Annotated in this window: 18 protein-coding genes and 1 other annotated feature; of the genes, 13 read left to right on the forward strand and 5 right to left on the reverse strand. The window is 35.8% G+C overall.

Annotation, left to right across the window (positions count from 1 at the left end):
* Nucleotides 1–120 precede the first annotated feature (120 nt).
* Nucleotides 121–453 carry an ATP-binding protein gene (locus ACTYA4_RS08635; RefSeq protein ID WP_443480807.1) on the forward strand — a complete coding sequence of 111 codons (333 nt, stop codon included), beginning with the start codon at nucleotides 121–123 and terminating at the stop codon, nucleotides 451–453.
* A gap of 3 nt (nucleotides 454–456) precedes the next feature.
* Here ACTYA4_RS08635 and ACTYA4_RS08640 read toward each other — a convergent pair whose 3' ends face one another.
* The 3 genes from ACTYA4_RS08640 to ACTYA4_RS08650 form a co-directional block, all read right to left on the reverse strand.
* Nucleotides 457–2,751: an MMPL family transporter gene (locus ACTYA4_RS08640; RefSeq protein WP_443480707.1), complete on the reverse strand. Its 2,295-nt coding sequence runs from the start codon at nucleotides 2,749–2,751 to the stop codon at nucleotides 457–459.
* Nucleotides 2,751–3,452: an AAA family ATPase gene (locus ACTYA4_RS08645; RefSeq protein WP_443480708.1), complete on the reverse strand. Its 702-nt coding sequence runs from the start codon at nucleotides 3,450–3,452 to the stop codon at nucleotides 2,751–2,753. Before ACTYA4_RS08645 ends, ACTYA4_RS08640 begins: the two co-directional genes overlap by 1 nt.
* Before the next feature lie 420 nt (nucleotides 3,453–3,872).
* Nucleotides 3,873–4,940, reverse strand: coding sequence for an AvrD family protein (locus tag ACTYA4_RS08650; RefSeq protein WP_443480709.1), 1,068 nt, complete (start codon nucleotides 4,938–4,940; stop codon nucleotides 3,873–3,875).
* Between the two features lie 213 nt (nucleotides 4,941–5,153).
* Here ACTYA4_RS08650 and ACTYA4_RS08655 point away from each other — a divergent pair, with 213 nt between their 5' ends.
* A complete protein-coding gene (locus ACTYA4_RS08655; protein ID WP_443480710.1) occupies nucleotides 5,154–6,848 on the forward strand; it encodes a sensor histidine kinase in 1,695 nt (564 codons plus the stop codon).
* 156 nt (nucleotides 6,849–7,004) lie between these two features.
* On the forward strand, nucleotides 7,005–7,619 hold the full coding sequence (locus tag ACTYA4_RS08660; RefSeq protein ID WP_443480711.1) for a response regulator: 615 nt from the start codon (nucleotides 7,005–7,007) through the stop codon (nucleotides 7,617–7,619).
* A gap of 489 nt (nucleotides 7,620–8,108) precedes the next feature.
* Here ACTYA4_RS08660 and ACTYA4_RS08665 read toward each other — a convergent pair whose 3' ends face one another.
* Nucleotides 8,109–9,332 (reverse strand): MFS transporter, encoded by a 1,224-nt coding sequence (locus tag ACTYA4_RS08665; RefSeq protein WP_443480712.1) that lies wholly within the window; start codon nucleotides 9,330–9,332, stop codon nucleotides 8,109–8,111.
* A gap of 739 nt (nucleotides 9,333–10,071) precedes the next feature.
* Here ACTYA4_RS08665 and hemA point away from each other — a divergent pair.
* From hemA to ysxE, 8 genes are all read left to right on the forward strand, one after another.
* On the forward strand, nucleotides 10,072–11,412 hold the full coding sequence (hemA, locus tag ACTYA4_RS08670; protein WP_443480713.1) for a glutamyl-tRNA reductase: 1,341 nt from the start codon (nucleotides 10,072–10,074) through the stop codon (nucleotides 11,410–11,412).
* A gap of 79 nt (nucleotides 11,413–11,491) precedes the next feature.
* Nucleotides 11,492–12,316 (forward strand): cytochrome c biogenesis protein, encoded by an 825-nt coding sequence (locus tag ACTYA4_RS08675; protein ID WP_443480714.1) that lies wholly within the window; start codon nucleotides 11,492–11,494, stop codon nucleotides 12,314–12,316.
* Nucleotides 12,317–12,663: 347 nt separating this feature from the next.
* Nucleotides 12,664–13,602, forward strand: a complete 939-nt coding sequence (gene hemC, locus ACTYA4_RS08680) for a hydroxymethylbilane synthase (RefSeq protein WP_443480715.1) — start codon at nucleotides 12,664–12,666, stop codon at nucleotides 13,600–13,602.
* On the forward strand, nucleotides 13,595–14,365 hold the full coding sequence (locus tag ACTYA4_RS08685) for a uroporphyrinogen-III synthase (protein ID WP_443480716.1): 771 nt from the start codon (nucleotides 13,595–13,597) through the stop codon (nucleotides 14,363–14,365). Before hemC ends, ACTYA4_RS08685 begins: the two co-directional genes overlap by 8 nt.
* A gap of 12 nt (nucleotides 14,366–14,377) precedes the next feature.
* Nucleotides 14,378–15,355, forward strand: a complete 978-nt coding sequence (gene hemB, locus ACTYA4_RS08690) for a porphobilinogen synthase (protein ID WP_443480717.1) — start codon at nucleotides 14,378–14,380, stop codon at nucleotides 15,353–15,355.
* Nucleotides 15,356–15,371: 16 nt separating this feature from the next.
* The gene (gene hemL / locus ACTYA4_RS08695) at nucleotides 15,372–16,661 is read left to right on the forward strand and encodes a glutamate-1-semialdehyde 2,1-aminomutase (RefSeq protein ID WP_443480718.1); all 1,290 of its coding nucleotides are present in this window, start codon (nucleotides 15,372–15,374) and stop codon (nucleotides 16,659–16,661) included.
* A gap of 345 nt (nucleotides 16,662–17,006) precedes the next feature.
* Nucleotides 17,007–18,266 carry a LysM peptidoglycan-binding domain-containing protein gene (locus ACTYA4_RS08700; protein WP_443480719.1) on the forward strand — a complete coding sequence of 420 codons (1,260 nt, stop codon included), beginning with the start codon at nucleotides 17,007–17,009 and terminating at the stop codon, nucleotides 18,264–18,266.
* A 110-nt stretch (nucleotides 18,267–18,376) separates the two neighbouring features.
* Complete coding sequence (gene ysxE, locus ACTYA4_RS08705; protein ID WP_443480720.1) at nucleotides 18,377–19,420, forward strand: spore coat protein YsxE; 1,044 nt, start codon at nucleotides 18,377–18,379, stop codon at nucleotides 19,418–19,420.
* A gap of 256 nt (nucleotides 19,421–19,676) precedes the next feature.
* Here ysxE and ACTYA4_RS08710 read toward each other — a convergent pair whose 3' ends face one another.
* A complete protein-coding gene (locus tag ACTYA4_RS08710; protein ID WP_443480721.1) occupies nucleotides 19,677–19,868 on the reverse strand; it encodes a YszA family small membrane protein in 192 nt (63 codons plus the stop codon).
* A gap of 257 nt (nucleotides 19,869–20,125) precedes the next feature.
* Nucleotides 20,126–20,352, forward strand: a binding site (T-box leader).
* A gap of 72 nt (nucleotides 20,353–20,424) precedes the next feature.
* Here ACTYA4_RS08710 and ACTYA4_RS08715 point away from each other — a divergent pair.
* Both ACTYA4_RS08715 and ACTYA4_RS08720 read left to right on the forward strand, forming a co-directional pair.
* A complete protein-coding gene (locus tag ACTYA4_RS08715) occupies nucleotides 20,425–23,076 on the forward strand; it encodes a valine--tRNA ligase (protein WP_443480722.1) in 2,652 nt (883 codons plus the stop codon).
* Nucleotides 23,077–23,163: 87 nt separating this feature from the next.
* Nucleotides 23,164–24,459, forward strand: a complete 1,296-nt coding sequence (locus ACTYA4_RS08720; RefSeq protein WP_443480723.1) for a bifunctional folylpolyglutamate synthase/dihydrofolate synthase — start codon at nucleotides 23,164–23,166, stop codon at nucleotides 24,457–24,459.
* Nucleotides 24,460–24,838: the final 379 nt, after the last annotated feature.

The following is a 24,838-nucleotide window of genomic DNA, read 5'->3' on the forward strand; positions in this document are numbered from 1 at the left end:
TTGCTCCCTTAGTTCATTTCGACACGAAGGGGAAGGAATCCTTTTTTTGTTGCTCCGCCTCATGTCCTTTGTTTTTTCATTTTTATTTTATTCCTCCTTGAATTTATTAATAGAAAGAACATAAGGGTATTTGTAAATTTATTCAGTAATACTGTTAGGTACGGTGCAAATGAAGAGCTAAAAATCGATATGAATGGGTATATAAAAGGGGAGTATGCCTTTTTTGTCATCGAAGATAATGGGATAGGTGTTCCAGATCACGATCTTGATTTCCTTTTTCAGCGTTTTTTCTCAGTCGATAAATCGCGTCAAAGCAAGGCGGGAGGAATGGGGCTTGGTTTGGCAATAAGATTCTCGATTCCTATTGATAGAGGAAGTTTCTCTTGGAAAAAACAAAACAAGCGTTTGGTTCACTTGCTTTACCTCGCTTGTTTTGTCTTTACGTTCAATTAAAGTTTACTTTGTTGCCATTTGATTTAATGATTCCTTACGTTCGTCAACAACCCTTTTCTTTCTAAATGGCATCCACCAGTTCCGTTTTCCAAGTAAAGCCATTGAAGCTGGAACCATGATAAATCGAATAATGGTGGAATCTACCAAGATGGCGACGGCCATTCCAAAACCAAGTGTTTGGATGGGAAGCATATTTGAGAAGGCAAACCCACCGAAAACGGCAATCATTAATAGTGCTGCACCTGAAATCAGCGGTCCTGTTTTATTAAGCCCTAGTGCCACGCTATCTGTATTGTTCCCTGTTTTTTCATACAGTTCTTTTACGTTGCTAAGAAGTAATACTTCATAATCTGTACTAAGTCCAAATAACAGAGAAACAAGTAGAATAGGAACGAAATTCTGTATATAGCCATTTGCATCAACATGGAACAATGATGCACCATGACCATCTGCAAAAACGAACACAAGGATTCCATATGTTGCTCCAATGGACAGCAAGTTCATCATAATGGCTTTAAGTGGCAAAAATACACTTTTGAATGTGAAGAACAAAATGATATAGCCAATGACTAGCATGCTGGCGATAGCAGGAATAAGACCATCAGAAATGACACGATTCGTATCAATCCCTTCAGATGTTGGCCCACCAACAGAAACGGTTAAATCATTAGGTTTATTGGCTTTATCTGTATAGTTATCTTGGATATCTTTTACTAACCGAGCACTTTTTTCTGAAGCGGAATATGTCCCAGTACTAACATCAATCACCATAGTATTTTGTTTATCATTTAAATAACGTTTAATAGCAAGCTGATCTGTTTGCGGTAATTGCTCATATTGCTTACTTAAGATTGTTTTTATTTGATCAGGATCATTCGTGTTTAATACGGTAAATAATGAATAAATATTTTCAACATTTTTTGACTGGCTAATTTTCTTGTTTAATTTATTTATATACTCTAGGTTTTCTTCTGAAGCTATATTTCCTGATTTACTTTGGATCACAATACTAATTGGATTGGTTGCGCCGCGTTCAAATTGTTTTTCAATAAGCTGATAACCTTGTCTCACTAAAGATTCACTTGGCAAAATTCTTACATCAGGGGTGAAGGTTTTTAAATTTTTAGCTGGAAACGCACAAATTGCGATTAGTATAAGAGAAACGAACAAGAAAAAGAGTGGTTTCTTCATAACTCCTTTCGTGAAGCGGTACCAACCCGTTGTTTCAGGTTGAGATTTCTCTTTAAACCAAGGAAGTGTTAAACGATTAATGTTATTTCCAAGAAGATACAAAATAACTGGCATTAATAAAAGATTTGTGATAATGGACATCGCAACAACAACAATTGAACCTATTGCAATAGATTGAATGGCCGACAAGTTTACAAGAAATAGTGATGACATTGAAGCAATAACTGTTAAACCTGAAAAGAAAACGGTTCTACCTGCTGTTTTCAAAGTAGTTTTTATAGCTAAAAGCTTATCTTTTGTCTTTAATTCGTCTTTGAATCGACTAACCATAAATAAGGTATAGTCAATTCCTATTCCCATCCCAAGCATGGTGACCGCATTTGACACGAATGCCGATAACTCCATATGTGATGCGATAAAATAAAGGATGCCTAAACTCATGACTACGGATGCCATTGTTACGAGTAGAGATGTCAGGGCTGAAACAACACTTCTAAAAATAAAAAGCAGCACGATAAAAATTAACGGCATAACAAATATTTCTACTGAGGCTAATCCCTTTTGACTATAAACAGTGGTATCACCCCAAACAGCGGAAATCCCAACCAAATAAGCTTTGGCCTGTTCTTTGTTTGCAGCATGATCAAGCCGCTGTTCCATATCTGGAAGGTTGTTTATTGCATAACCTTCTTTCGTTTTCAAACTAACAAATCCAATGCTTGTATGCTTATCTTTTCCTGTCATACTCGCAAGGGCTTCAGACGGTGCATCGAGTAGTGTATAAATGGATTCGATCCCATCTTCTTTTTCTAAATGTTGAACAATCTTTTTTAGTGTATCATTGTAAGCTTCCGTACCAACTTTGTTGTGTTTATCTTGAACAACGAGTGTAAGTGAGGTCTCTCCACGCCCTGTAAAACCTTCTTTCGTCGCTTGTTTAGCGGTTAGCGATTGGGAGTTGTCGACATCCCATCCTCCCCCGCTTAATAGAGGTGTAACTTTTGTTCCGAACATTCCCCCAGAAACAATCAATATTAAAAATAACATCGCCATAAAAAAACGATATTTTTGCAAAAAAACGCCTAATCTATCTAAGAATTTATTCATTATATACCCACCTTATAAGAGAGTCTTGTTCTTTCTGTAGCTATGCTTATAGCCTCTTCATAACTCATCATACATTTTAAATTTAACCTATCAACTATCTGCTTAAGCCTATTCTCAAGAGATCCATGGACTACTAAATAATCGATGCCAAGTTCTTTTATCGTATCCAATAGTAAATCATTGCAAATTGATCGAAAAGTTTCACTCTGAGGTCGATGACCGTCTCTAACTAAAGGGAATTCAATAGGTAAATGAATGAATATATCATAGTAATCTTTTGCATAGGTTTTAACTATATTACCAAAGCTGTCAATAAAACCATTTAGTACTTTTTTATATGGTAAAATTGCAATTCTTGATATAGCTTTTTTGATGTAATTGTTTCCCATATAAATATCATATTTTAATCTAGCAAGACCATAAATATATTCATGAATGGAAGATCCATCAGTAACATAGCTACCAACTATATTATTTTCATTTATGGCTCGCTCAACAAATCTACGTATTCCAAGTTCATATAATTCAAATATAGTACATTCTTCTAATTCTTTACCCGGTGCATAAACTGGGAGCAATTCTCTCATTGTACGTGCATAAGATCTGTTAATACCAGTTAATGCCGATAAAGCTTCTGTTGTAGTAGTTTTTCCAGAAGAATAGGAGCCTGAAATAGCTACTTTTATAGGTTGATTCATCATTAAATTCCTTCCTTTATTTTTTTATTGGCTCTGTTAAATTCCATTGTTGATTTTCAAAAGGTCAGGGAATCCACTCCCTTTCCGCGGACATTCTTTCAAGCCTCCTCGCTCGTTCCTCGAGGTCACTGAAAAAGTGGACGCTATGAAATATAGATAGTGAAAATCCAAGCATTTCGAGGTTTTCGTTCGGTTTTCCGAGGCTTACCACACGCTTTTCGCGGGGCGAGCGCCGAGCCTCCTCGTCGCTTTGCTCCTGTGGGGTCTCGCCTGTCTCGCTAATCCCGCAGGAGTCGTGTGGACGCCTCTCCTAACCAACATGATGGTCGTTTTCAAACTCTCTATACCATTTTCCTCCTATTAAATATAAGGGTTTTACCTATAATTTATATAATAAAACACTTCTTCAGTGACCTCCGTTCCTCACTGAGGGGTCTTGTCAGCCCGTTTTTCCACAGGAGTCTTGCAGATTTCCTTCCCATAAACAACATTATCGTTTAACAGAGCCTTTTTATTAGGAAGTTGATGTGCAACTTTAACTTTCAATTCAAAACCGCTTAAATTGGGTAATGTAACGCTAAACGTTCCTGTTCTCCACTCACTTCCTCTTAAATTTAAGCGTTTGATATTATTTACAGAAACAAGTTGATAAAAATCCTTAAGCGTTTTATACGGAGAATCATACTTAAGTTTAATTTCTCGCATCCACAAATTATTAGAATGTTGTCTATCAATTTGATCTAATTGGTAAAATAATGCTTGTATCTGTTGAGAAGCACAAACAAATATATCTACTAGTGTGTAACAAGGAAAGAACCCAGAAGACATACCATTATATGTACTAGAATCTAAATCTTTTTGGGTGATTATTTTTATTTTAGAAATGATTTCAAAATTATCTAAATCCACAATAGTCAATCCCACTTGTTGATCAAAGCACTTTAATAAATGGTCGTAACAAAACGAAATATAGTTTTCTAAGCTTTCTTGATAAAGACTGTTTCGGGCAGTTAACTCTTTTATGGGATGACCAATCTCCAATTTAATAGTCATATTACTAACTTTAGTTTCAAAAGTACTAGTAAAATAATTTTCAATCTTTGCTTTTGTCGTACCCATGTATTTAGAATGAATAGATATCTTATCTAAATGATTGGTAGCATTAGCACCAGATTTAATATGTACACCACAAATCCATAGTTTTTCTAAATCCTGTTTGGAGAAATTAAAAAGTTTACAGATAAAATTTTCACTCATGTGCAAAGCAATTAAAAACCCATCTAAAGTAGTTAAATGGGGATGGTCTGCGTTTTCTTTTTGTGACCATTTTCCTGAATAAAAAATGTTGCACAATGCACTTGCTTCATGATTAATTAAATTAAAATGAACATTATGGAAATGATGTTCTGCTAATCTAAAACCATAACTCAGGAATCGTTTTTTTGCATCACCAAGAATTTGATTAATATCTTTATACATGAGTATAGTCATATATCATCCTCCTTATTTAAAAACCTATATAAAACATATAAGGAAACGTTCTTGAAAACATCGGGGCTTTACGTAGGTTAAATTGCGTTATTCCGCATTTGATATTTTTACTTTTTGGAATATAAAATAAGGAATAATATTACAATTCTCAACAAAAGCAGATATAATAGAAAAATCAATAGGAATAAAGTTTTATCTAATAAGGGGGATTTAATGAGATTTGTATTAATACATAAAAATAAAATCGTTCTTTTTTGTTTTCTTTTATTCATTGGCATTTTTTTTGTTTTTTTACAGGGGATAAAAAATTCAAATTATGTGGGGGTAATGCTTAAGCAAGATATTCATCATAAATGGGTGATCAATAAGGTTTATCCAGGAAGTGAAGCGGAAATGCTGAAAATTCCCATCGGTGCAAAAATTATTTCGATTGATCAACAAGACCCTTGGGATCAAGTCAGCGTAAGAAAATGGTTTGTCATTAATAAAGCCCAAGAAATGAAGATAGAGGACAATGGAAAAATAGTAAATATTGTTTTTTCTTCTGAAAATAGTAAAAACATATACAAATATCTATTCATGACAATCATCACACTTGTTGCCATGTTTATAGCCTTGTTTACTTTTTATAAATGGACTGGTTCAAAACAAGTTCTTTATTTGGCGCTTGTCTCGTTAACGAATGGAATCGGTTTTTTAGTAGCAATTCCTTCGAGTGAAGGTCAATTTATTGGCAGGGTTTGTTTATATCTTACCTTACTTTGGCTTCCTACCTTTATTATTCATTTTACCTTTCGTTTCTTAATCAATAAAAGGGTTGCCATTATAAAATATATACCAACACTTTTTTTCTGTTTATCTATTATAGGAACTATTTTCATGGGCATACATATTGTTTATTCCTTACCGTACTTCTTAATAGAATGGCTTAATTCCTTTATCTTTATCCCATTCGCTGTAGGGATTTTTACCAGTATTTTTATTTTGCTTGTACATTTAATGAGTAATATATCAAAAAAAGAAAAATATCAAACGGTTCTTTTTGCATTAGCTTTACTTATAAGCTTTCTACCATTTTATTTATTTTATATTTTTGCGGGACAACACATCTTTCCATTTATCATTACGATTTTATTTTTTCCTTTACATTTGCTTGTTGCTTTTTTTATTTTAATCTTAAACGGCTCCATCCCTTTTTCACAAAGTATTCCTATCTTATTTTTTAGAGGAATGTACTCTGTTATGACCGTAATACTAACTTACAATCTGTTTCTTTTTGTGAATACACAAAACAAATGGATGATCGCTTTTTTTGGTGTTATTTTAACTAGTACTTTGTATTTGTTTTATCAAAAATTGGATAATTGGAATCTGACTCGAAGAAATAAATTTCAAAAGACAGTTTTCCAGACTGATACAATAGATATAAATGATAACTTAATTATTATAGCTAAAGAAATGGAAAGAGAAAAAATAATGATGTTGATACATGATAACATCATCCAAAATGTAGTGGGGATAATCAGAAATTTACGTGAATTAGAAAAACAAAGTGCCAATAAAAAACTAGTGAAAAATGTAATTGATGATAGTGAAGATATATTATATCAACTCAGGGATTTATGCACTGATATATATCCTTCCATGATTGAAGATTTAGGTCTAGCGAAAACAACAATATCATTTGTAAAAGAAACGATGAAAAATCATATTGTAAATATTGTTCTCAATATGGAGCAATGTGATGAAACGCATATAAGTGTCCCTGTTAAGCATGTTATTTTCAGGATGATGAAAGAGTTAGTTACAAATGTTATAAAACATGCGAAGGCAAAGCAAATAGAAATTCTTTTAACTATCAACCAGAATTGGATCACAGTGGTTGTGCAGGATGTGGACAAGGAATAAATAATGAAAATGTTGATAGTAGCAAAAGCATCGGTTTGCATTCTATTAAAAAACAAGCCGACATGTATGGTGGAAGCTTGAAGATCGTGAGTAGAAATGGAGTGGGAACAAGAGCGATGATTAATATTCCATTTTCCCAAAAGGTGGTGAATGTGCATGAAGAATAAAATCAAGATTATTCTTGTAGATGATCACAAGATGTTGCTGTCAAGCTTATCAAATGTTTTGAATAATAGTGAAATGGTGGAAATTGTTGATTCCTTTTCTGATCCTTTAGAAGCCTTAATGAACATTGACCACACGAAATGTGATGTTGTTGTCTCTGATGTTCGTATGAAACAAATGAATGGTCTGATTCTGGCCAAAGAATTAAAGAGAAAGTTTGGCAATAAGATCAAAATCATCTTAATTTCTGGCTTTTATACAGAAGAATATCATAAAAATGCTCTAGATATTGGTGTACATGCTTTTTTGCCTAAAGAATCTTCTGATGAACAGCTTCTATCCGTTATAAAACAAGTTACATTAAATAATGTTCTTATACCCTTTGATTTGCTAAAGGTAAATAACGAAAAAGTGTTGAGTGAGACTGAAGTGAAGGTTCTGTTGTTTATTGCCCAAGAAAAGACGAATGAAGATATTGCTCAAATGTTATACATAAGCAAACGCACAGTTGAACATCACTTGACTTCCATTTTCAGAAAGCTTGATGTGCAAACGAGAGTCGGGGCAGTAGTTAAGGGGATTGAAAAAGGAATTATTTCTACGTAAGGTGGTGCCTTTAATAAAAGTTTTTAAACCAGAACCATATATTTAACGATTTCAAAAAAAACGATAATAATAATAAGGCTATAGATTGTTGCTTTTAAACTCGCAGCCTGAATACACTTCGCTTTCCGTGGGCGAGCGTCGAGCCTCCTCGTCGCATACGCTCCTGCGAGGGGGTCTCGTCTTTCTCGCATTCTCACAGGAGTCTACGTGTATTCAGGCTGCTGAGTACTTTTTCTCCCATTTTTTTACGTAAAAAACAACAAACTTTGAGAAAACAGCCAATAATAAAAAGCTTTGCATTATTTATTGCAAAGCTTTTATAATTACGTACACTATTATAGTAATTTTCGTATTTTTTTTGTACTTAGACCTGTAATTTTGTAATATCCTCTAGCGGAAGATAACCTCTTGTATCTAAAAGTAAAAGACACTTTTGAGCCAATAGAACATTTTTCTTCGGGGCTGTTCAAGGCGCTTCCGCTATTCTAACTATGATGCAGAATAACTTACTTTTTTGCCCAAATCCTCTTTTACAATCTTTCTATATCTGAAGTTTACAAAGGCTGCTGCTGTAAGTCCTATTAAAGAAATTGCAGCATCAAAAATAAAGATAATGGATATATGTCCGGTTTTCGACATTAACCCAGTTGCAATTGGCAATAGTACAGAAGCAAAACCTGCAGCCGTCGCGACTAATCCCGTAACCGTCCCTTTTCTTTCCCAGAATAATTCGGTCATAATGGCTATTGTTAACTGAAAAACACCTGCTGTAGAAAAACCTAAAAAGAAAGAAGCAATGATCGCTATGCTAGGTGATTTTAATGTTAATAAAACCATTACGGACAAAAAGGTAATGATTGGATAGATGACAACGACATGGATTGGTCGGATTGCTTTTTTTAACAAAATGGACAATGCTAAAACAGAAATTAAGGCACCGATGCTATAATAGCTTAATAATTTAACGGAGCTTGTACTAGACAGTCCGAGCACTTTTTGTCCAAAGGTTGGCAGCCAAATTTGCGCAACAGTAAAAAGGGAAGTGGATGTGAACCCCATGATGATAAGAGCAAGTCCCTCTTTCCAAAATTGCGGTTTTGAGTGAAATTTCCTATTTGCAGAATCATCTTCCGAGATGCTGTTGTTTTCCATTTTATGATGAGGAAATGACATCGTAAATAAGAACATCATATTAAGAAAATAAATCGCTGCTGGAATAAAAAAGGAATAGCCATAAAACATATCTTGATTAGCAAAAAATGCAATCATCAATGGGAGTAGAGCTGCTCCTGCAGACATAAATGCCTTTACCAATACACTAGCAGACCCAGTCGATTTCGGAAAAATTTCGATCAGTGCTGGATAAGTCCCTGCATCCATCGCTGAATTAGCAATTCCGGCAAGAATAGCAAACAGAAAAGCGATTTGATAAGACGGCGCTAATGGAATCCCGACAAGAAAAATCCCCATTGCTAACGCTGAAAATAAAATCAGTGGTTTTCTTCCGAATTTGTCAGACAAGATTCCTGAAAGTGAATAAGTAAATAATTTACCAATCCCTATTGCTGAAATAAGGTAACTGATCCCTGCACTGTCTGTATTTAATTGTTTTGTTAAATAAGGCATATTCGATGCAAGCATGATATTCACCATACCGAGAATAAAATAATTAATGTACAGTCCAGAGGCTGTTTTCATATAGTTATTTTTCATTACGTACACTCCTAAATAAGTCATATAACTAACTTAACCATTTTATTTGGATATGATGAAATTTGCAATCTAGTATTAGGAAAATTATATAAAATTTTCATCCATTCACAATGCTTTAAACCAAGGAATTCTTATACACGTCAGTCGACATTTTCCTACGCCCAGCGAATATCTGTTTAACATATTAGTAAAGAATGAAATGGATAAAAAAATAAGATAGCAAGATTTCCAAAGACAGTTTAATACGATTAAATTATCATGAGTAAAATAGTTCCAATTAAGAGATAATAAGCGAGTAAATGAATGATCATAATTAATGGAAAGGCTGTTTTCTAAAAGTTTAATGTTTTTGAATAAAACAATAAACATGATTGAAGCACTGAGCAGCCTGAATACACGTAGACTCCTGTGGGAAAAGCGAGAAAGACGAGACCCCACAGGAGCATAGCGACGAGGAGGCTCGGCACTCGTCCGCGGAAAGCGAAGTGTATTCAGGCTGCGGGTTATATAACAATAATCTGTACGAAAAGAGCAAATGGAAAAAAGTCGATACGGCAGATTGGTGCATGTTATGGTAAAATGATAAATAGCGATTGTTTTTTGAATTTCACATTTTGTTCACAAATAGGCGATTGTTTTTTATACATTTGTGAAGAAAATCTGTTATGATAAATCTATATTTAGAATTATTATAAATAAGCTTCTGTTTATTCGAAATGTTAGGGGTGCTATTTAACTTATGCATATAATTGTTGTTGGTCTTAATTATAAAACTGCCCCAGTAGAAATACGTGAGCGTTTAACTTTTGATTCATTAAGCATCGGGGAAGCAATGAATCAGTTGCAGCATAAAAAAAGTGTATTAGAGAATGTGATTGTTTCAACATGCAATAGAACAGAAATATACGCTGTGGTCGACCAGCTGCATACCGGTCGCTATTATATAAAAGAGTTTTTATCAGAATGGTTTGGAATAGAGCAAAAAGAATTTGTTCCATATTTATTTGTTTATGAGCAAGACGGTGCAATCAACCATTTGTTTGAAGTGGCATGCGGATTAAACTCTATGGTCGTAGGAGAAACACAAATACTTGGCCAAGTACGAGATAGTTTTTTTGAAGCACAGAAAATTAAAGCTGTCGGTACGGTTTTTAATCAACTCTTTAAACAAGCAATTACATTAGCAAAAAAAGCCCATACTGAAACGGAAATCGGCGGAAATGCCGTTTCAATTAGTTATGCGGCTGTGGAACTGGCGAAAAAGATTTTTGGAACAATCGAAAATAAAAATGTCCTTATTTTAGGCGCTGGAAAAATGGGCGAACTAGCAATTCAAAACTTATATAGCAATGGGGCTAAAAATGTTACGGTGATCAATCGTACTTTTGAAAAAGCCCAAGGATTGGCTGATCGATTTGAAGGAAAGGCAAAGCCGTTTAATGAGCTGCAGTGTGCTTTAATGGATGCTGATATTTTAATTAGTTCAACAGGGGCTAAAAATTTTGTTATTACAAAAACGATGATGCAAAATATTGAAAAAGTCCGTAAAGGAATGCCTCTTTTTATGGTGGATATTGCGGTTCCAAGGGACTTAGACCCTGCATTAGCTGAACTGGAAAGTGTTTTTCTTTATGATATAGATGATTTAGAAGGCATCGTGGAAGCTAATCTGCAAGAAAGACAAAAGGAAGCAGCAAAAGCCATGCTGATGATTGAAGAAGAAATAGTAGAATTTAATCAATGGCTGCATTTATTAGGAATTGTCCCTGTTATATCTTCTTTACGCGAAAAAGCAATTTCTATTCAATCTGAAACGATGAAAAGTATAGAAAGAAAACTGCCGCATCTTAGCGAACGAGATAAGAAAGTATTAAATAAGCATACAAAAAGTATTATTAATCAGCTGTTAAAAGATCCGATTCTGCAAGTGAAGGAATTGGCTTCAACAAAAGATGCAGAAAACTCATTGGAGTTATTTATCAAAATCTTTCAGTTGCAAGATAGGCTGGACAAGCAGCAGCCGACTAAAAAAGAAAAAGAAGTTTACACGACTTCTTATCAAGCAACATTACAACCCTAAAAATTTATAATTATTGTACAAAATAGTTTTCATGTTATTCCGATTTAATAGGAATTGGATTGTTAGAGGGGAAGCATATATGCAGGATATGTACATGACAAGGCTTCATGAATTAATGATTATTTTATATGCATTTTCTGTTTTGTTTTATTTTTTTGATTATATGCATAATAACCAGAAAGCAAATAAAACAGCTTTCTGGTTACTTTCATTTGTTTGGGTGTTACAAACTTCTTTACTGGGATTATACATGATGGAAACGGGAAGATTTCCTGTGCTGACCATTATGGAAGGATTATATTTTTATACGTGGGTATTAATTTCCTTATCACTTGCGATAAACCGCTTATTGAAGGTAGACTTTTTTGTTTTTTTTACGAATTTATTAGGTTTTATTATGATGGCCATCCACTCTTTTGCCCCTATTCGGGAGCAAGGGGAAGGACTTGCGGAACAAGCCGTTTCTGAACTGCTTTTTATTCATATTACTGCCGCTATTTTATCTTATGGAGCTTTTTCACTTTCGTTTATTTTTTCGCTGTTATATTGCCTTCAATATGATCTTCTCAAAAAAAAGCGCTGGGGAAAAAGATTAAAAAGAATTCCTGATTTAGCAAAGCTGGAGCAAATTTCTTATGTGTTAAATGTCATAAGTGTTCCGATCCTTTTAATTGCATTAATTCTTGGCATTCAATGGGCAATCATTCAAAAACCTTATTTTACTTGGTATGATCCGAAAATAATTGGATCATTTATTGTATTATTAACATATAGCACCTATTTGTACTTACGTGTTTCTAACAAAAGAAGAGGGAAAAATATCGCTTTATTAAATATTGCTAGTTTTTTAATCGTCTTGATTAATTTCTTTTTAATTGGAAATTTTTCTTCTTTTCACTTTTAAAAAAATGGCTGTGTTAAAGCTAATTGTTGATTGGAGCGGAAGGCGTGATACTCCTGCGGGATGAAAATAAGAAGTGTATTCAGCGTGAAGGTATGAGGAGTTAGAGTTAAGAATGATGTTGGTTTGGAGAAGCGTTCGCTCGACTCCTGTGGGATTAGCGAGAAAGGCGAGACCCCGCAGGAGCAAAGTGACGAGGAGGCTTGGCGCTCGCCCCGCGGAAAGCGAGCGATAAGCTTCAGAAAACCCTTTTCAACAGAGCTTATTTTCAAGGTAACCCAAAAAATAAATGTTATATAAAAGGGAACGTTCAGCTTTAGAAGGTTTAAACTAATTTTTGGAGGGGTTTTATGAGAAAAATAATTGTTGGTTCAAGAAGAAGCAAGCTCGCAGTAACGCAAACAAATTGGGTGATCGAGCAATTAAAAAAACTAGATTCCTCTTTTAACTTTGAAGTCAAAGAAGTGGTTACAAAAGGAGACGTTATTTTAGATGTAACGCTGTCAAAAGTTGGCGGAAAAGGTCTGTTTGTCAAAGAAATCGAACAAGCAATGCTAAATAAAGAAATTGATATTGCGGTACATAGCATGAAGGATATGCCAGCTGTTTTACCGAGTGGGTTAATCATAGGCTGCATTCCGCAAAGAGAAGATCATCGAGACGCATTAATCAGCAAAAATCATACGCCTTTAAAAGAGTTAAAAAAAGGAGCGATTGTTGGAACAAGCAGTTTAAGAAGGGGAGCTCAACTTCTAGCGGAACGACCGGATTTAGAAATTAAATGGATTCGTGGCAATATTGATACCCGCCTGAAAAAGCTGGAAACAGAAGATTATGATGCCATTATATTGGCTGCTGCCGGATTAGCGAGAATGGGCTGGACAAGTGATGTTGTAACAGAATTTCTTGAACCGGAAGTTTGTCTTCCTGCTGTAGGGCAAGGGGCACTGGCAATTGAGTGCAGGGAAGATGATAAAGAAGTATTAGAATTATTAAGTAAACTATCAAGTGAAGAAACAACAAGAACTGTTTATGCGGAAAGAGCATTTTTAAATAAAATGGATGGTGGATGCCAAGTTCCGATTGCAGGGTTTGCTGAAATACAAGACGATAAAGAAGTTGTTTTAACAGCGCTTGTTACCTCTCCAGATGGAAAAACGGTTTATAAAGAAAAAATAAGTGGAAATAATCCAGTCGAAGTAGGAGAGCGTGCTGCATCCATCTTAACAAAAAAAGGGGCGAAGAAATTAATCGATCAGTTAAAAGAGGAGCATATTATTGATGGCTGATCCGCTCCTTGGGAAAAAAATTCTGATTCCACGGTCAAAAAAACAAGCAGCCTCACTTTCTGAAGAGGTTACTGCACTAGGCGGGATCCCAGTTGAAATTCCTTTATTATCTTTTAGAGAATGTCCGCTTCCTGCAGACATGTTATCAAAGTGTAAAAAGGAAGATTATTATGATTGGATTATATTTACAAGCAGCAACGGAGTGCGGGCTTTTTTTCATCAACTAGATGGCTTTGAGAATAAAGTTCCAAAAATAGCGGTGATCGGAGAAAAAACAACGAAAACGCTGTTAACATTCGGATATCAACCAGAGTTTATTCCAAGTGAATACGTTGCGGAAACATTTGTTGAAGAATTTAAGCCGTTATTACATAATAATGAAAAAATATTGATTGTAAAAGGGAACTTAGCAAGAGATTATCTTAGTACCAATTTAAAAAAATGTAATGCTACAATAGAAGAGGCAATTGTGTACAACACGTATTTTCCAAAAGAAAGTGAAGAGCTGTTGGCAAAAAAGCTATTGGAAAAAGAATTGGACATTCTTTTTTTTACAAGTACGTCAACAGTTGATCATTTTATGTCTGTTGTGGAAAAATATGATTTGCTAAAAAAAATAAGTGATTGCACAGTTGTTTGCATTGGTCCTGTTACAAAAAAAAGGTTAGACTACTATGAGATAAAAGTTGATGTTTTACCGGAAGTGTTTACCGTCGATAGCATGATAGCAGAATTAGTTCAATATTTAAAAATAAGTAGATAGAGGAGAATTCATATGACTTTGGAATTTACACGTCACCGCAGACTAAGACAATCTGCAAGTATGAGAGCACTTGTACGAGAAACATATTTACATATTGATGATTTAATTTATCCAATCTTTGTCGCAGAAGGAGAGAATATTAAACGAGAAATATCTTCGATGCCGGGAATATATAATCTTTCTTTAGACCGTTTAGCAGAAGAGATGGATGAAGTGCAAGCACTTGGAATTAAGTCTGTCTTATTATTTGGCATTCCTTTAGAAAAAGACGAATGCGGTACGCAAGCTTTTCATGATCATGGGATTGTACAAGAAGCTATTCGATTCATAAAGAAGAACTATCCAGAAATCGTAGTCATTGCCGATACTTGTTTATGCGAATACACAAGCCATGGGCATTGCGGCATCGTCGAAGAAGGATACGTATTAAACGATGAATCACTCGAATTGCTTGTAAAATCTGCTGTCAGTCAAGCAGAAGCAGGTGCAGATATTATTGCACCATCTAATATGATGGATGGTTTTGTTGCAGCAATAAGACAAGGATTGGATAAAGCAGGTTTCATCAATATACCAATCATGTCATATGGGGTGAAATATTCTTCTGCTTTTTACGGTCCATTCCGTGAGGCAGCAGACAGTACACCGCAATTTGGGGATCGAAAAGCCTATCAAATGGACCCTGCCAACCGTTTAGAGGCGTTAAGAGAAGCAGAATCGGATGTGGCAGAAGGGGCAGATTTTCTTATTGTAAAACCTGGTATGCCATATTTGGATATTGTTCGCGATATGAAAAATGCACTTCATCTTCCGATTGTTATTTACAACGTAAGCGGTGAATACAGCATGGTAAAAGCTGCAGCACAAAACGGCTGGATTGATGAACAGAAAACAGTAATGGAAATGCTTGTCGGCATGAAACGAGCAGGTGCGGATTTAATTATTACCTACTTTGCGAAAGATGCAGCACGCTGGTTAAAAGAACAATAGGAAATGAGGGGAAAATATGCGTTCATATCAAAAGTCAGAAGAAGCATTTAAAGAAGCGGTCCAGTTAATGCCAGGTGGTGTTAACAGCCCAGTTCGAGCGTTTAAATCGGTTAAAAGAGATCCGGTATTTATACAGTCAGGAAAAGGCTCTAAAATTTACGATTTAGATGGCAATGAATATATTGATTATGTGCTGTCATGGGGACCATTAATTTTAGGACATGCGAATGATCAAGTAGTGGCAGGTATTAAAGAAGTAGCGGAGCTAGGAACAAGCTTTGGTGCGCCTACATTAATTGAAAACAAGCTTGCTACCCTTGTAAAAGAGCGTGTTCCATCGATCGAAATTATTCGCATGGTATCCTCTGGAACAGAAGCAACGATGAGTGCCATTCGTTTAGCACGCGGGTATACAGGTCGAAATAAGATTATTAAATTTGAAGGCTGCTACCATGGACATGGTGATTCCTTATTAATTAAAGCAGGTTCAGGTGTTGCTACATTAGGATTGCCGGACAGTCCTGGTGTGCCAGAAGGAGTTGCCGCAAATACGATTACGGTAGCGTACAATGATTTGGAAAGTATCAGATATGCTTTTGAAACATATGGCGAAGATATTGCAGGTATTATTGTCGAGCCTGTTGCTGGAAATATGGGTGTAGTACCGCCTCAACCAGGATTTCTGCAAGGACTTCGAGATATTACGACACAATATGGTGCCTTGTTAATATTTGATGAAGTAATGACTGGCTTCCGTGTAGATTATGGCTGTGCTCAAAGCTATTTTGGCATTACGCCTGATTTAACTTGCTTAGGAAAAGTAATCGGAGGAGGACTGCCAGTTGGGGCATATGGCGGAAAAGCAGAAATTATGAATCAAATTGCGCCGAGTGGTCCGATCTATCAAGCAGGTACGCTTTCTGGTAATCCGCTGGCTATGACAGCAGGTTATGAAACGTTATCCCAACTAACAAAAGAAACGTATCAAACGTTTATCGAAAAAGCAGACAAGCTAGAAGCAGGCTTATATGAAGCAGCCAAAAAATACGATATTCCATTTACGATTAATCGTGCTGGCTCCATGATTGGCTTCTTTTTCACAAATGAGGAAGTAAAAGATTATGATAGTGCAAAAACGTCCAATTTAGACTATTTCGCTGACTTTTATAATGCAATGCTTGAGCAAGGCGTATTCCTGCCGCCTAGCCAATTTGAAGGATTATTTTTATCGACTACATTAACGGATGAAGATATTGAAAAAACAATTACAGCTGCAGAAACAGCATTTTCTCAGTTGAAAAAATAAAATAAAGTAATGTAAAGATGACTCCAAAGTTTGTAGAAACTTTTGGAGTTATTTTTTTTAGAGAAAAAGGATGGCGTGAACGGGGGGCGGCCGGACGAAGAAGGAAACTCGTCGGACGGAGAGGGAAACTCGCCGGACGAAGGAGTAAATTCGCCGGACGAAAGAGGAAACCCGCCGGACAAAAACAGAAAATGGAAATTAGAAGACAGGCTGTTTCTAGATATCTTTAATTTTGTAAAAGAAACAATTGTTTTGAACCAGATTCTAATCATAAATTGAATATTCTATTCATAAATTGTAATTGACATAGTGATAAACGTGAAAGGAATGAAAGGAGGAGTCGCTTTGTCTCAAGAAAATTCGTCTACTTTGCGGTTTTCATTGGAAGAGTCAGTCTGGTTTCAAAGAGGACAGGAAGTAGCTGATCTGCTTTCCATTTCACTTGACCCAAATATAACAATTCAAGAAAATGATCAGTATATTACGATTCAAGGTTCATTAGAATTAACGGGAGAATACACGCGGTCACAAGAAAATCAACTAGAGGAAGAGGAGGTTTTTAAGGCTCCTAAATTAATTCATTCCGTTATGGAAAGAGAGGAAGGGGTTTGTGAGTTTTTACACCATTTTCCTGTTGATATAACGATTCCGATTTCAAGAATTACTAGTATAGATGATATTGAGGTAGAAATTGAAACATTTGATTATGTATTTCCTGAAAGCAGCTGCTTAAATTTATCAGCCGATTTATCGATTGCAGGATTGACAAATGGTGAGCAGCAAGAGTTTCAAGAGGAGGAGGTGGAAGAGGACGAATTAGACCTTGCTTTTAGAGAGCAAGAAGGGGAAGAAGAATTTGCTTTTCACGAACAAGATAGGGAAGAGCAAGAAGTAGAAGAAGAATTTGCTTTTAGAGGGCTGGAAGATACAGTGGAACTAGAAGATAACCAATATGAAGAAGAACCTGTTGAAATCACGGTAAGCCCTTTTCAAGCAGTGAGTCCTCTTTTAGAAGAAGTTCGAACTTCAAACGAAGAAGCTGAAGATGACAATGAAGTATATGAACCATTTGAAGTGGAAGTACGAAAGTCTCCCGAAATGGAGGTTGGATCGGCAGAAAATAATATTGTCCCATTTGTTTCGGAAGAAAACAAAGAAAAAGAAGATATTCCAACATACAAAGACAATGTAGAGGAACAAGACATGAAAGTGGCTATATTTCGAAATAACAAAGAAACATACCAAGCTGAAGATGTTTTTCAAAAGCCGCCACAAGAATCTTCTGAATCTTCTTATGAGCAAGAACAAGATGTGATGGAAGCAGAAGAAGAGATTGAAGAATCTTCTTCTAGTGATGACAAAGAATTGAAAAAGAAAAAAGGTATTTTCAAAAAAACAAAAACATTAACATTTACCGAATTTTTTGCAAGAAAAGAGGAAGAAACACATACGAAAATAAAGGTTTGCATTGTGCAGCAAGGCGAAACATTAGAGAAATTAAGTGAACGCTATAATATTCAAGTTCATAGTATTTTAAAAGAAAACCGTATGGAAGCAAATCAGGATATATACGAAGGACAGGTGTTATATATCCCTGTTAAATAAGCAGATAGGTAAGAAAAAGGAACAGGCAAGTACGGTCATCATCCCTGCTTGACTGTTTTCTTTTTTCAAAAGATGGAATTTGTTTTTGTTTTAAGAAAGAGTGGGAAAGTATGAGTGAAAAAAACACAATAAAAAAATATACCCCGATTTTAAAGCCTTACGCAGTGGAACCACATTTTGTGGAGGAATTTGGCCATCTTACAAAAATCTACTGCAGTAAAGGAACCTTTGCTTTAAAGGGGATTGATCCACATAAAGGATCTGATTTTATCAGGCATGTCCGAACCCTTTATCAAAAAGGATACAATCGTATTGTTCCGATCTATCCAACGGTCGATGGAAGATATGCGATACTCTATGAGCAAAAGCTGTATTATTTAATGCCCTGGCTCCCGAATGAAGATCGAGAAAATTATTTCAAAAAACATCAGCAAATGTTTCGGGAATTAGCAAGACTTCATATTTTATCATCGAAGGAAGTAACGATTGAAAAGGAAGACAGACAAGAACACTATGAAAATACGTTATTAGAGCTGGAGAAGGAACAGGAATTTTTGGATGGATTTATTGAGCAGTGTGAAAATACGGAATATATGTCCCCTTTTGAGCTCATGTTTTGTATGTATTATCATGATATTAGGCAAGCATTAAAATACTCAGAAAATAAATTAAAAGATTGGTATGAACAAACAAAAGAAGATGAAAAAGCAAGGGTTTCGATTATTCACGGCAAAATCTCTCCAGAGCATTTCCTTTATGATGACCGAGGATATGGCTATTTTGTTAATTTTGAAAATGCTAAATATGGTTCCCCTAGTCATGACTTATTGCCATTTTTAGCCCGCTCATTAAAAACAACTCCAAAACAAAATGAAGACAGTATGGATTGGTTGTATACGTATTTTAACTATTACCCGCTGCGTTCGGATGAAATGTTATTGTTTTTAAGTTATTTAGCCCACCCAGGCCCTGTCATAAAAATATGTGAACGATATATACAAGAAGATTTCATTGCCAACGAACGAAAATTTGTGCAAAAGCTGTTGAAAAATTATTGGCTGTTAAAAAATACAGAATATATTGTGATGAGAATAGAAGAAATCGAGAAGCAAAAAAAAGCGCAGCAAGAGGCGCAGAAAGAGACCCAAGATTAAGATCATCTTGGGTCTCAGAGTATAGAAAAATTATATATGTGCAGGAACTTTAGGCTGATCGAAAACGTTTGTATTTCGAGGCGTGAAGCCTTGGGAGGAGCGGCGGGCAACAGGATGTTGGTCAGAACGACGTTGTCACAGGACGTGACGTACTTAGTCGTTCATCCTCTGTTACCCAGTAATGAGCATCCGAGCAAGGCGAACAACGAAGAAATCGAGCGTTTGTCGACAGCCTGAGATTGAAGCAGCTTGGGTCTTAAATTATGTCTAGGTATATGGATAATGCAAGCACAATTAGAAGAGAAAGAAATAATACGTCAAATGTGGTTGGCAATAGCATCGTGCGGATTGCCTGAAATATACAAAAGGGAATAATAAACTTTGAACAGCCATTCCGAACCGCTCTTAACCATGGCGGCATAGAATAGGGATTAAACTTTCGCTTCATAAAAATGATACCTCCTTAACCCTCTTTACACATAGTATATGTACAGATAGCCCATAAAGTACCTACTAAAACAATGAGTTCCCCATATGGAATGGACATTTTGAAAAACGCAAAATTGTTTCCACGAAATAATTCACACCTTTTAAAAAACAGACATATTATTTTATAAAAAAATACTTGTATAATTTTAAAAAATAATGGGTAACCTTATTGACGAAAATCACTTTTGTTCGGTAGTATATCATATATACATAATGAAAATAGCGATGACAGGGAGTAGTACAATGGTAAGTTGTTTTGCAGAGAGGAAATCAGCTGCTGAAAGATTTCTATTCAACCCATTTGAAGTAGCCCTAGAGCTTCTTTTGCGAACGGTAAACCTTATTAGTGAGAGACGGAGAGAATCCGATATCATCTTTAAAGAGCCAATGATTTTTATTGGAAAAAAGGTGGTACCGCGAAAAAAACTCCATTCGTCCTTTTATGACGTTTGGAGTTTTTTTATTTGCAAAAAATCCCTTTAGAAAAGGAAAAATAGATAGCAGGAGGAAATTAAATGGAAACAAATGATCTTACAATGCCGACAAAATACGACCCGAAGGAAATAGAAAAAGGGCGCTACGATTGGTGGGTAAACGGCAAGTTTTTTGAAGCAAAACCGGATGAAGGGAAAGAGCCTTATACAATTGTAATTCCTCCTCCGAATGTAACAGGAAAACTTCATTTAGGACACGCTTGGGATACGACGCTGCAAGATATTTTAACAAGAATGAAACGTATGCAAGGATACGATGTATTATGGCTGCCTGGCATGGACCATGCTGGAATTGCGACGCAGGCAAAGGTAGAAGAAAAGCTTCGCAGTCAAAATATTAGCCGATATGACCTTGGAAGAGAAAAGTTTGTAGAAGAAACTTGGAAATGGAAAGAAGAATATGCAAGCCATATTCGTGAACAGTGGGCGAAATTAGGATTAGGCTTAGATTATTCTAGAGAGCGTTTTACTTTAGATGAAGGCTTGTCAAAAGCAGTTCGCGAAGTATTTGTTTCTTTATACAAAAAAGGGTTGATCTATCGCGGCGAATATATTATCAACTGGGATCCATCGACAAAAACAGCTCTTTCTGACATCGAAGTAATATATAAAGATGTTCAAGGTGCTTTCTATCATATGAAGTATCCGTTGGCAGACGGATCTGGCTATATTGAAGTAGCAACGACTCGTCCAGAAACGATGCTTGGAGATTCTGGAGTTGCCGTACATCCTAAAGATGAACGCTATCAGCATTTAATCGGCAAAAAGGTAATTTTACCGATTGTGGGAAGAGAAATTCCGATTGTGGCTGATGACTATGTAGAAATGGACTTTGGTTCTGGTGCAGTAAAAATGACGCCTGCACATGATCCAAACGACTTTGAAGTTGGTAACCGCCATAACCTAGAACGAATTCTTGTGATGAATGAAGACGGTACGATGAATGAGCGTGCAGGCAAATACGAAGGAATGGATCGTTTTGAATGTCGCAAACAAATCGTAAAAGACTTACAAGAAGCAGACGTATTATTTAAAATCGAAGAACATATGCATTCTGTTGGACATTCAGAAAGAAGCGGTGCCGTTGTAGAACCATATCTTTCTACCCAATGGTTTGTAAAAATGCAGCCGTTGGCAGATGCATCTGTTGCCCTTCAAGGCAAAGAAGAAGAAAAAGTCAACTTTGTTCCAGAGAGATTTGAAAATACGTATTTGCGCTGGATGGAAAACATCCGCGATTGGTGTATCTCTCGTCAGCTTTGGTGGGGGCATCGAATTCCTGCTTGGTATCATAAAGAAACAGGCGAAGTATATGTTAACCAGGAAGCACCGGAAGATATCGAAAACTGGGAGCAGGACAAAGATGTATTGGATACATGGTTCAGTTCGGCATTATGGCCGTTTTCTACAATGGGCTGGCCACATGCAGAAGCAGCAGATTTCAAACGCTATTATCCAACAGCAGCACTAGTAACTGGTTATGATATTATCTTTTTCTGGGTATCCCGCATGATTTTCCAAGGAATCGAATTTACGGAAGAAAGACCATTTAAAGATGTCTTAATTCATGGTTTAGTTCGTGATGAACAAGGCCGCAAAATGAGTAAATCATTAGGCAATGGTGTTGATCCAATGGATGTAATTGCTCAATATGGCGCCGATTCCCTTCGCTTCTTCTTATCAACAGGAAGCTCTCCAGGTCAGGATTTGCGTTTCAGCATGGAAAAAGTAGAATCTACTTGGAACTTTGCAAATAAAATCTGGAACGCATCTCGTTTTGCTTTAATGAATATGAATGGCTTAAAATATGAAGAAATAGATTTATCTGGAGAAAAATCTGTTGCAGATAAATGGATTTTAACAAGACTAAATGAAACAATCGAAACAGTGACAAGACTTTCCGATCGTTATGAATTTGGAGAAGTTGGCCGTGTGCTTTATAACTTCATCTGGGATGATTTCTGTGACTGGTATATTGAAATGGCGAAGCTTCCTTTATATGGAGAAGATGAAGCAGCGAAATTGACAACTCGCTCCATCCTTGCCTATGTATTAGATAACACGATGCGTTTATTGCATCCGTTTATGCCGTTTATAACAGAAGAAATCTGGCAGAACCTTCCTCATGCTGGTGAAACGATTACAGAAGCAAAATGGCCAGAAGTAAATCCAGACTGGACAGATGAAAAAGCTGCAAACGATATGAAACTATTAGTAGAAATCATCCGCTCTGTACGTAACAGCCGTGCCGAAGTAAATACACCAATGAGCAAAAAAATCAGCATTCTTTTAAAAGCAAAAGATGCAGAGGTTCAAAGCACGTTAGAAGAGAATAAAGCATATATTGAACGTTTCTGTAATCCTGAAACGCTGGAAATTGCGACAGAACTAGCGATTCCTGATAAGGCGATGACTTCTGTTGTAACCGGTGCAGAAATTATTCTTCCATTAGAAGGATTAATTAATATGAAAGAAGAAATCGCACGACTTTCAAAAGAATTGGATAAATGGAATAAAGAAGTAGAACGTGTTCAAAAGAAATTAAGCAACGAAGGCTTTGTGAAAAAAGCTCCTGAAAAAGTAATCAACGAAGAAAAAGCAAAAGAACAAGATTATTTAGAAAAAAGAGCGACAGTGGAAGCGCGCATTAAAGAATTAAAAGGAGAAGCTTAATTATTAGCTTTTTAAGGAGGCGAATCCGATTAGGGTTCGTCTTCGGTTTATGAAAGCAACAATTAATAAGAAAAGCAGGTGAATTAGATGTTCCAAACATATGAGGAAGCATTAAATTGGATCCATTCTCGATTACGATTAGGAATAAAGCCCGGTTTAACAAGAATGAACATCATGATGGAGAAATTGAATTTTCCGGAAAAAAAAATAAAAACAGTCCACATAGGTGGAACAAATGGCAAAGGATCAACAGTCACCTACTTGCGCTGTATATTACAAAGTGCGGGCCTTTCCGTTGGAACGTTTACTTCTCCATATATCGAACAATTTAATGAAAGAATCAGCGTAAATGGCATCCCGATCAGTGACGGAGAAATTAAAGATTTAGCAAATAAGTTGTATCCTATTGTGGCAGAAATGGATCAATCAGACCAAGGCGGACCATCAGAGTTTGAAATTATAACAGCTATGTCTTTGTATTATTTCGCTTATGTTCATCCAGTAGATCTCGTTATTTATGAAGTAGGTTTAGGCGGTCGATTTGATTCAACTAATGTAATTTCACCGCTTTTATCCATTATTACAAGCATCGGGTTAGATCATACTGCTATTTTAGGAAACACATACGCAGAAATCGCCTATGAAAAAGCAGGAATAATAAAAAAGGATACCCCGATTATTACTGCTGTGAAACAAAAGGAAGCTCAAGAAGTTATTTTGAAAAAAGCCGATGAGGAGAAGGCGCCGGTTTATTTATTAACGAAACATTTTATCCTCGAAAATCACCAATCCATTGATAAAGGAGAAAGTTTCTCTTTTAAAACAGCTGTAGAAAATATGCATGATTTATGTATTAATATGATGGGTGTCCATCAAATAGAAAATGCTTCTTTAGCGATAATGGCAGCAATTTTATTAAAAAAGGCAACTTTTCCAGAAATAAAAGAAGAATCGATTCGAACTGGCTTACTGGAGGCAAAATGGCCGGGCCGTTTTGAAATAATTGCCGATCAGCCTCTTATTGTTTTGGATGGTGCTCATAATGAAGAAGGAGTACAAGCATTATCAAAGGAATTAACAAAAAGATTTGCCAATCGAAAAAAGACAATCGTTTTCACAGCACTTTCCGATAAAAAAACAGATAAAATGATTCAAAGCCTAGATGAAATCGCAAATAAAATAGTGTTTGTTTCATTTGATTTTCCACGAGCTGCTTCAAGTTATGACCTTTATCAGGAAAGCAGTCATCCGCAAAAATCTTATCAAGACGATTGGAAGCATGCAATAAACGAGCAAATTGAAAAAATGGAAGATAATGACATGTTAGTAATAACAGGCTCCCTTTACTTTTTATCGGAAGTAAAAGCATTCTTTAAGCAATAAAAAACGAGCATAGGTTTTCACCTATAACTCGATATGGAAATGAGACTTTTTATTATAGAGTCTCATAAGGGGAGAGCGAAGCCATTCCATACAAATATTTATTAAAAAAAACTAAAGACGCATTCTATTTTTAACATCAAAACTAAAACAAGTGGAGCCCATCCCCTTCTCCAAAAGGGCTGATAAAAAGTAGCTCTATCTGTAAAATGGATATGTTATCTAGTGATTTAGGATACAAAAAATAATGGAATTTTGTACAAAAATTACCTAAAAACGAGAAAAAAACGATAGATTATTAGGACAGAAAGGGTTAGTATTATAATAATAGGTGAAAAGTATGGATAATTTGGAATCATTACTTTTGTCATAATAAATGATG

The organism is Niallia yueguangensis (assembly GCF_052663115.1).

Excerpts from the sequence above, each read along its gene's own strand:
- hemA (WP_443480713.1), top strand. The coding sequence starts at position 10,072 with ATGCATATAATTGTTGTTGGTCTTAATTATAAAACTGCCCCAGTAGAA.
- ACTYA4_RS08715 (WP_443480722.1), top strand. The coding sequence starts at position 20,425 with ATGGAAACAAATGATCTTACAATGCCGACAAAATACGACCCGAAGGAA.
- hemC (WP_443480715.1), top strand. The coding sequence starts at position 12,664 with ATGAGAAAAATAATTGTTGGTTCAAGAAGAAGCAAGCTCGCAGTAACG.
- hemB (WP_443480717.1), top strand. The coding sequence starts at position 14,378 with ATGACTTTGGAATTTACACGTCACCGCAGACTAAGACAATCTGCAAGT.
- ACTYA4_RS08640 (WP_443480707.1), bottom strand. The coding sequence starts at position 2,751 with ATGAATAAATTCTTAGATAGATTAGGCGTTTTTTTGCAAAAATATCGT.
- ACTYA4_RS08655 (WP_443480710.1), top strand. The coding sequence starts at position 5,154 with ATGAGATTTGTATTAATACATAAAAATAAAATCGTTCTTTTTTGTTTT.
- ACTYA4_RS08710 (WP_443480721.1), bottom strand. The coding sequence starts at position 19,868 with ATGAAGCGAAAGTTTAATCCCTATTCTATGCCGCCATGGTTAAGAGCG.
- hemL (WP_443480718.1), top strand. The coding sequence starts at position 15,372 with ATGCGTTCATATCAAAAGTCAGAAGAAGCATTTAAAGAAGCGGTCCAG.
- ACTYA4_RS08675 (WP_443480714.1), top strand. The coding sequence starts at position 11,492 with ATGCAGGATATGTACATGACAAGGCTTCATGAATTAATGATTATTTTA.
- ACTYA4_RS08665 (WP_443480712.1), bottom strand. The coding sequence starts at position 9,332 with ATGAAAAATAACTATATGAAAACAGCCTCTGGACTGTACATTAATTAT.
- ACTYA4_RS08685 (WP_443480716.1), top strand. The coding sequence starts at position 13,595 with ATGGCTGATCCGCTCCTTGGGAAAAAAATTCTGATTCCACGGTCAAAA.
- ACTYA4_RS08650 (WP_443480709.1), bottom strand. The coding sequence starts at position 4,940 with ATGACTATACTCATGTATAAAGATATTAATCAAATTCTTGGTGATGCA.
- ACTYA4_RS08645 (WP_443480708.1), bottom strand. The coding sequence starts at position 3,452 with ATGATGAATCAACCTATAAAAGTAGCTATTTCAGGCTCCTATTCTTCT.
- ACTYA4_RS08660 (WP_443480711.1), top strand. The coding sequence starts at position 7,005 with ATGAAGAATAAAATCAAGATTATTCTTGTAGATGATCACAAGATGTTG.
- ysxE (WP_443480720.1), top strand. The coding sequence starts at position 18,377 with ATGAGTGAAAAAAACACAATAAAAAAATATACCCCGATTTTAAAGCCT.
- ACTYA4_RS08720 (WP_443480723.1), top strand. The coding sequence starts at position 23,164 with ATGTTCCAAACATATGAGGAAGCATTAAATTGGATCCATTCTCGATTA.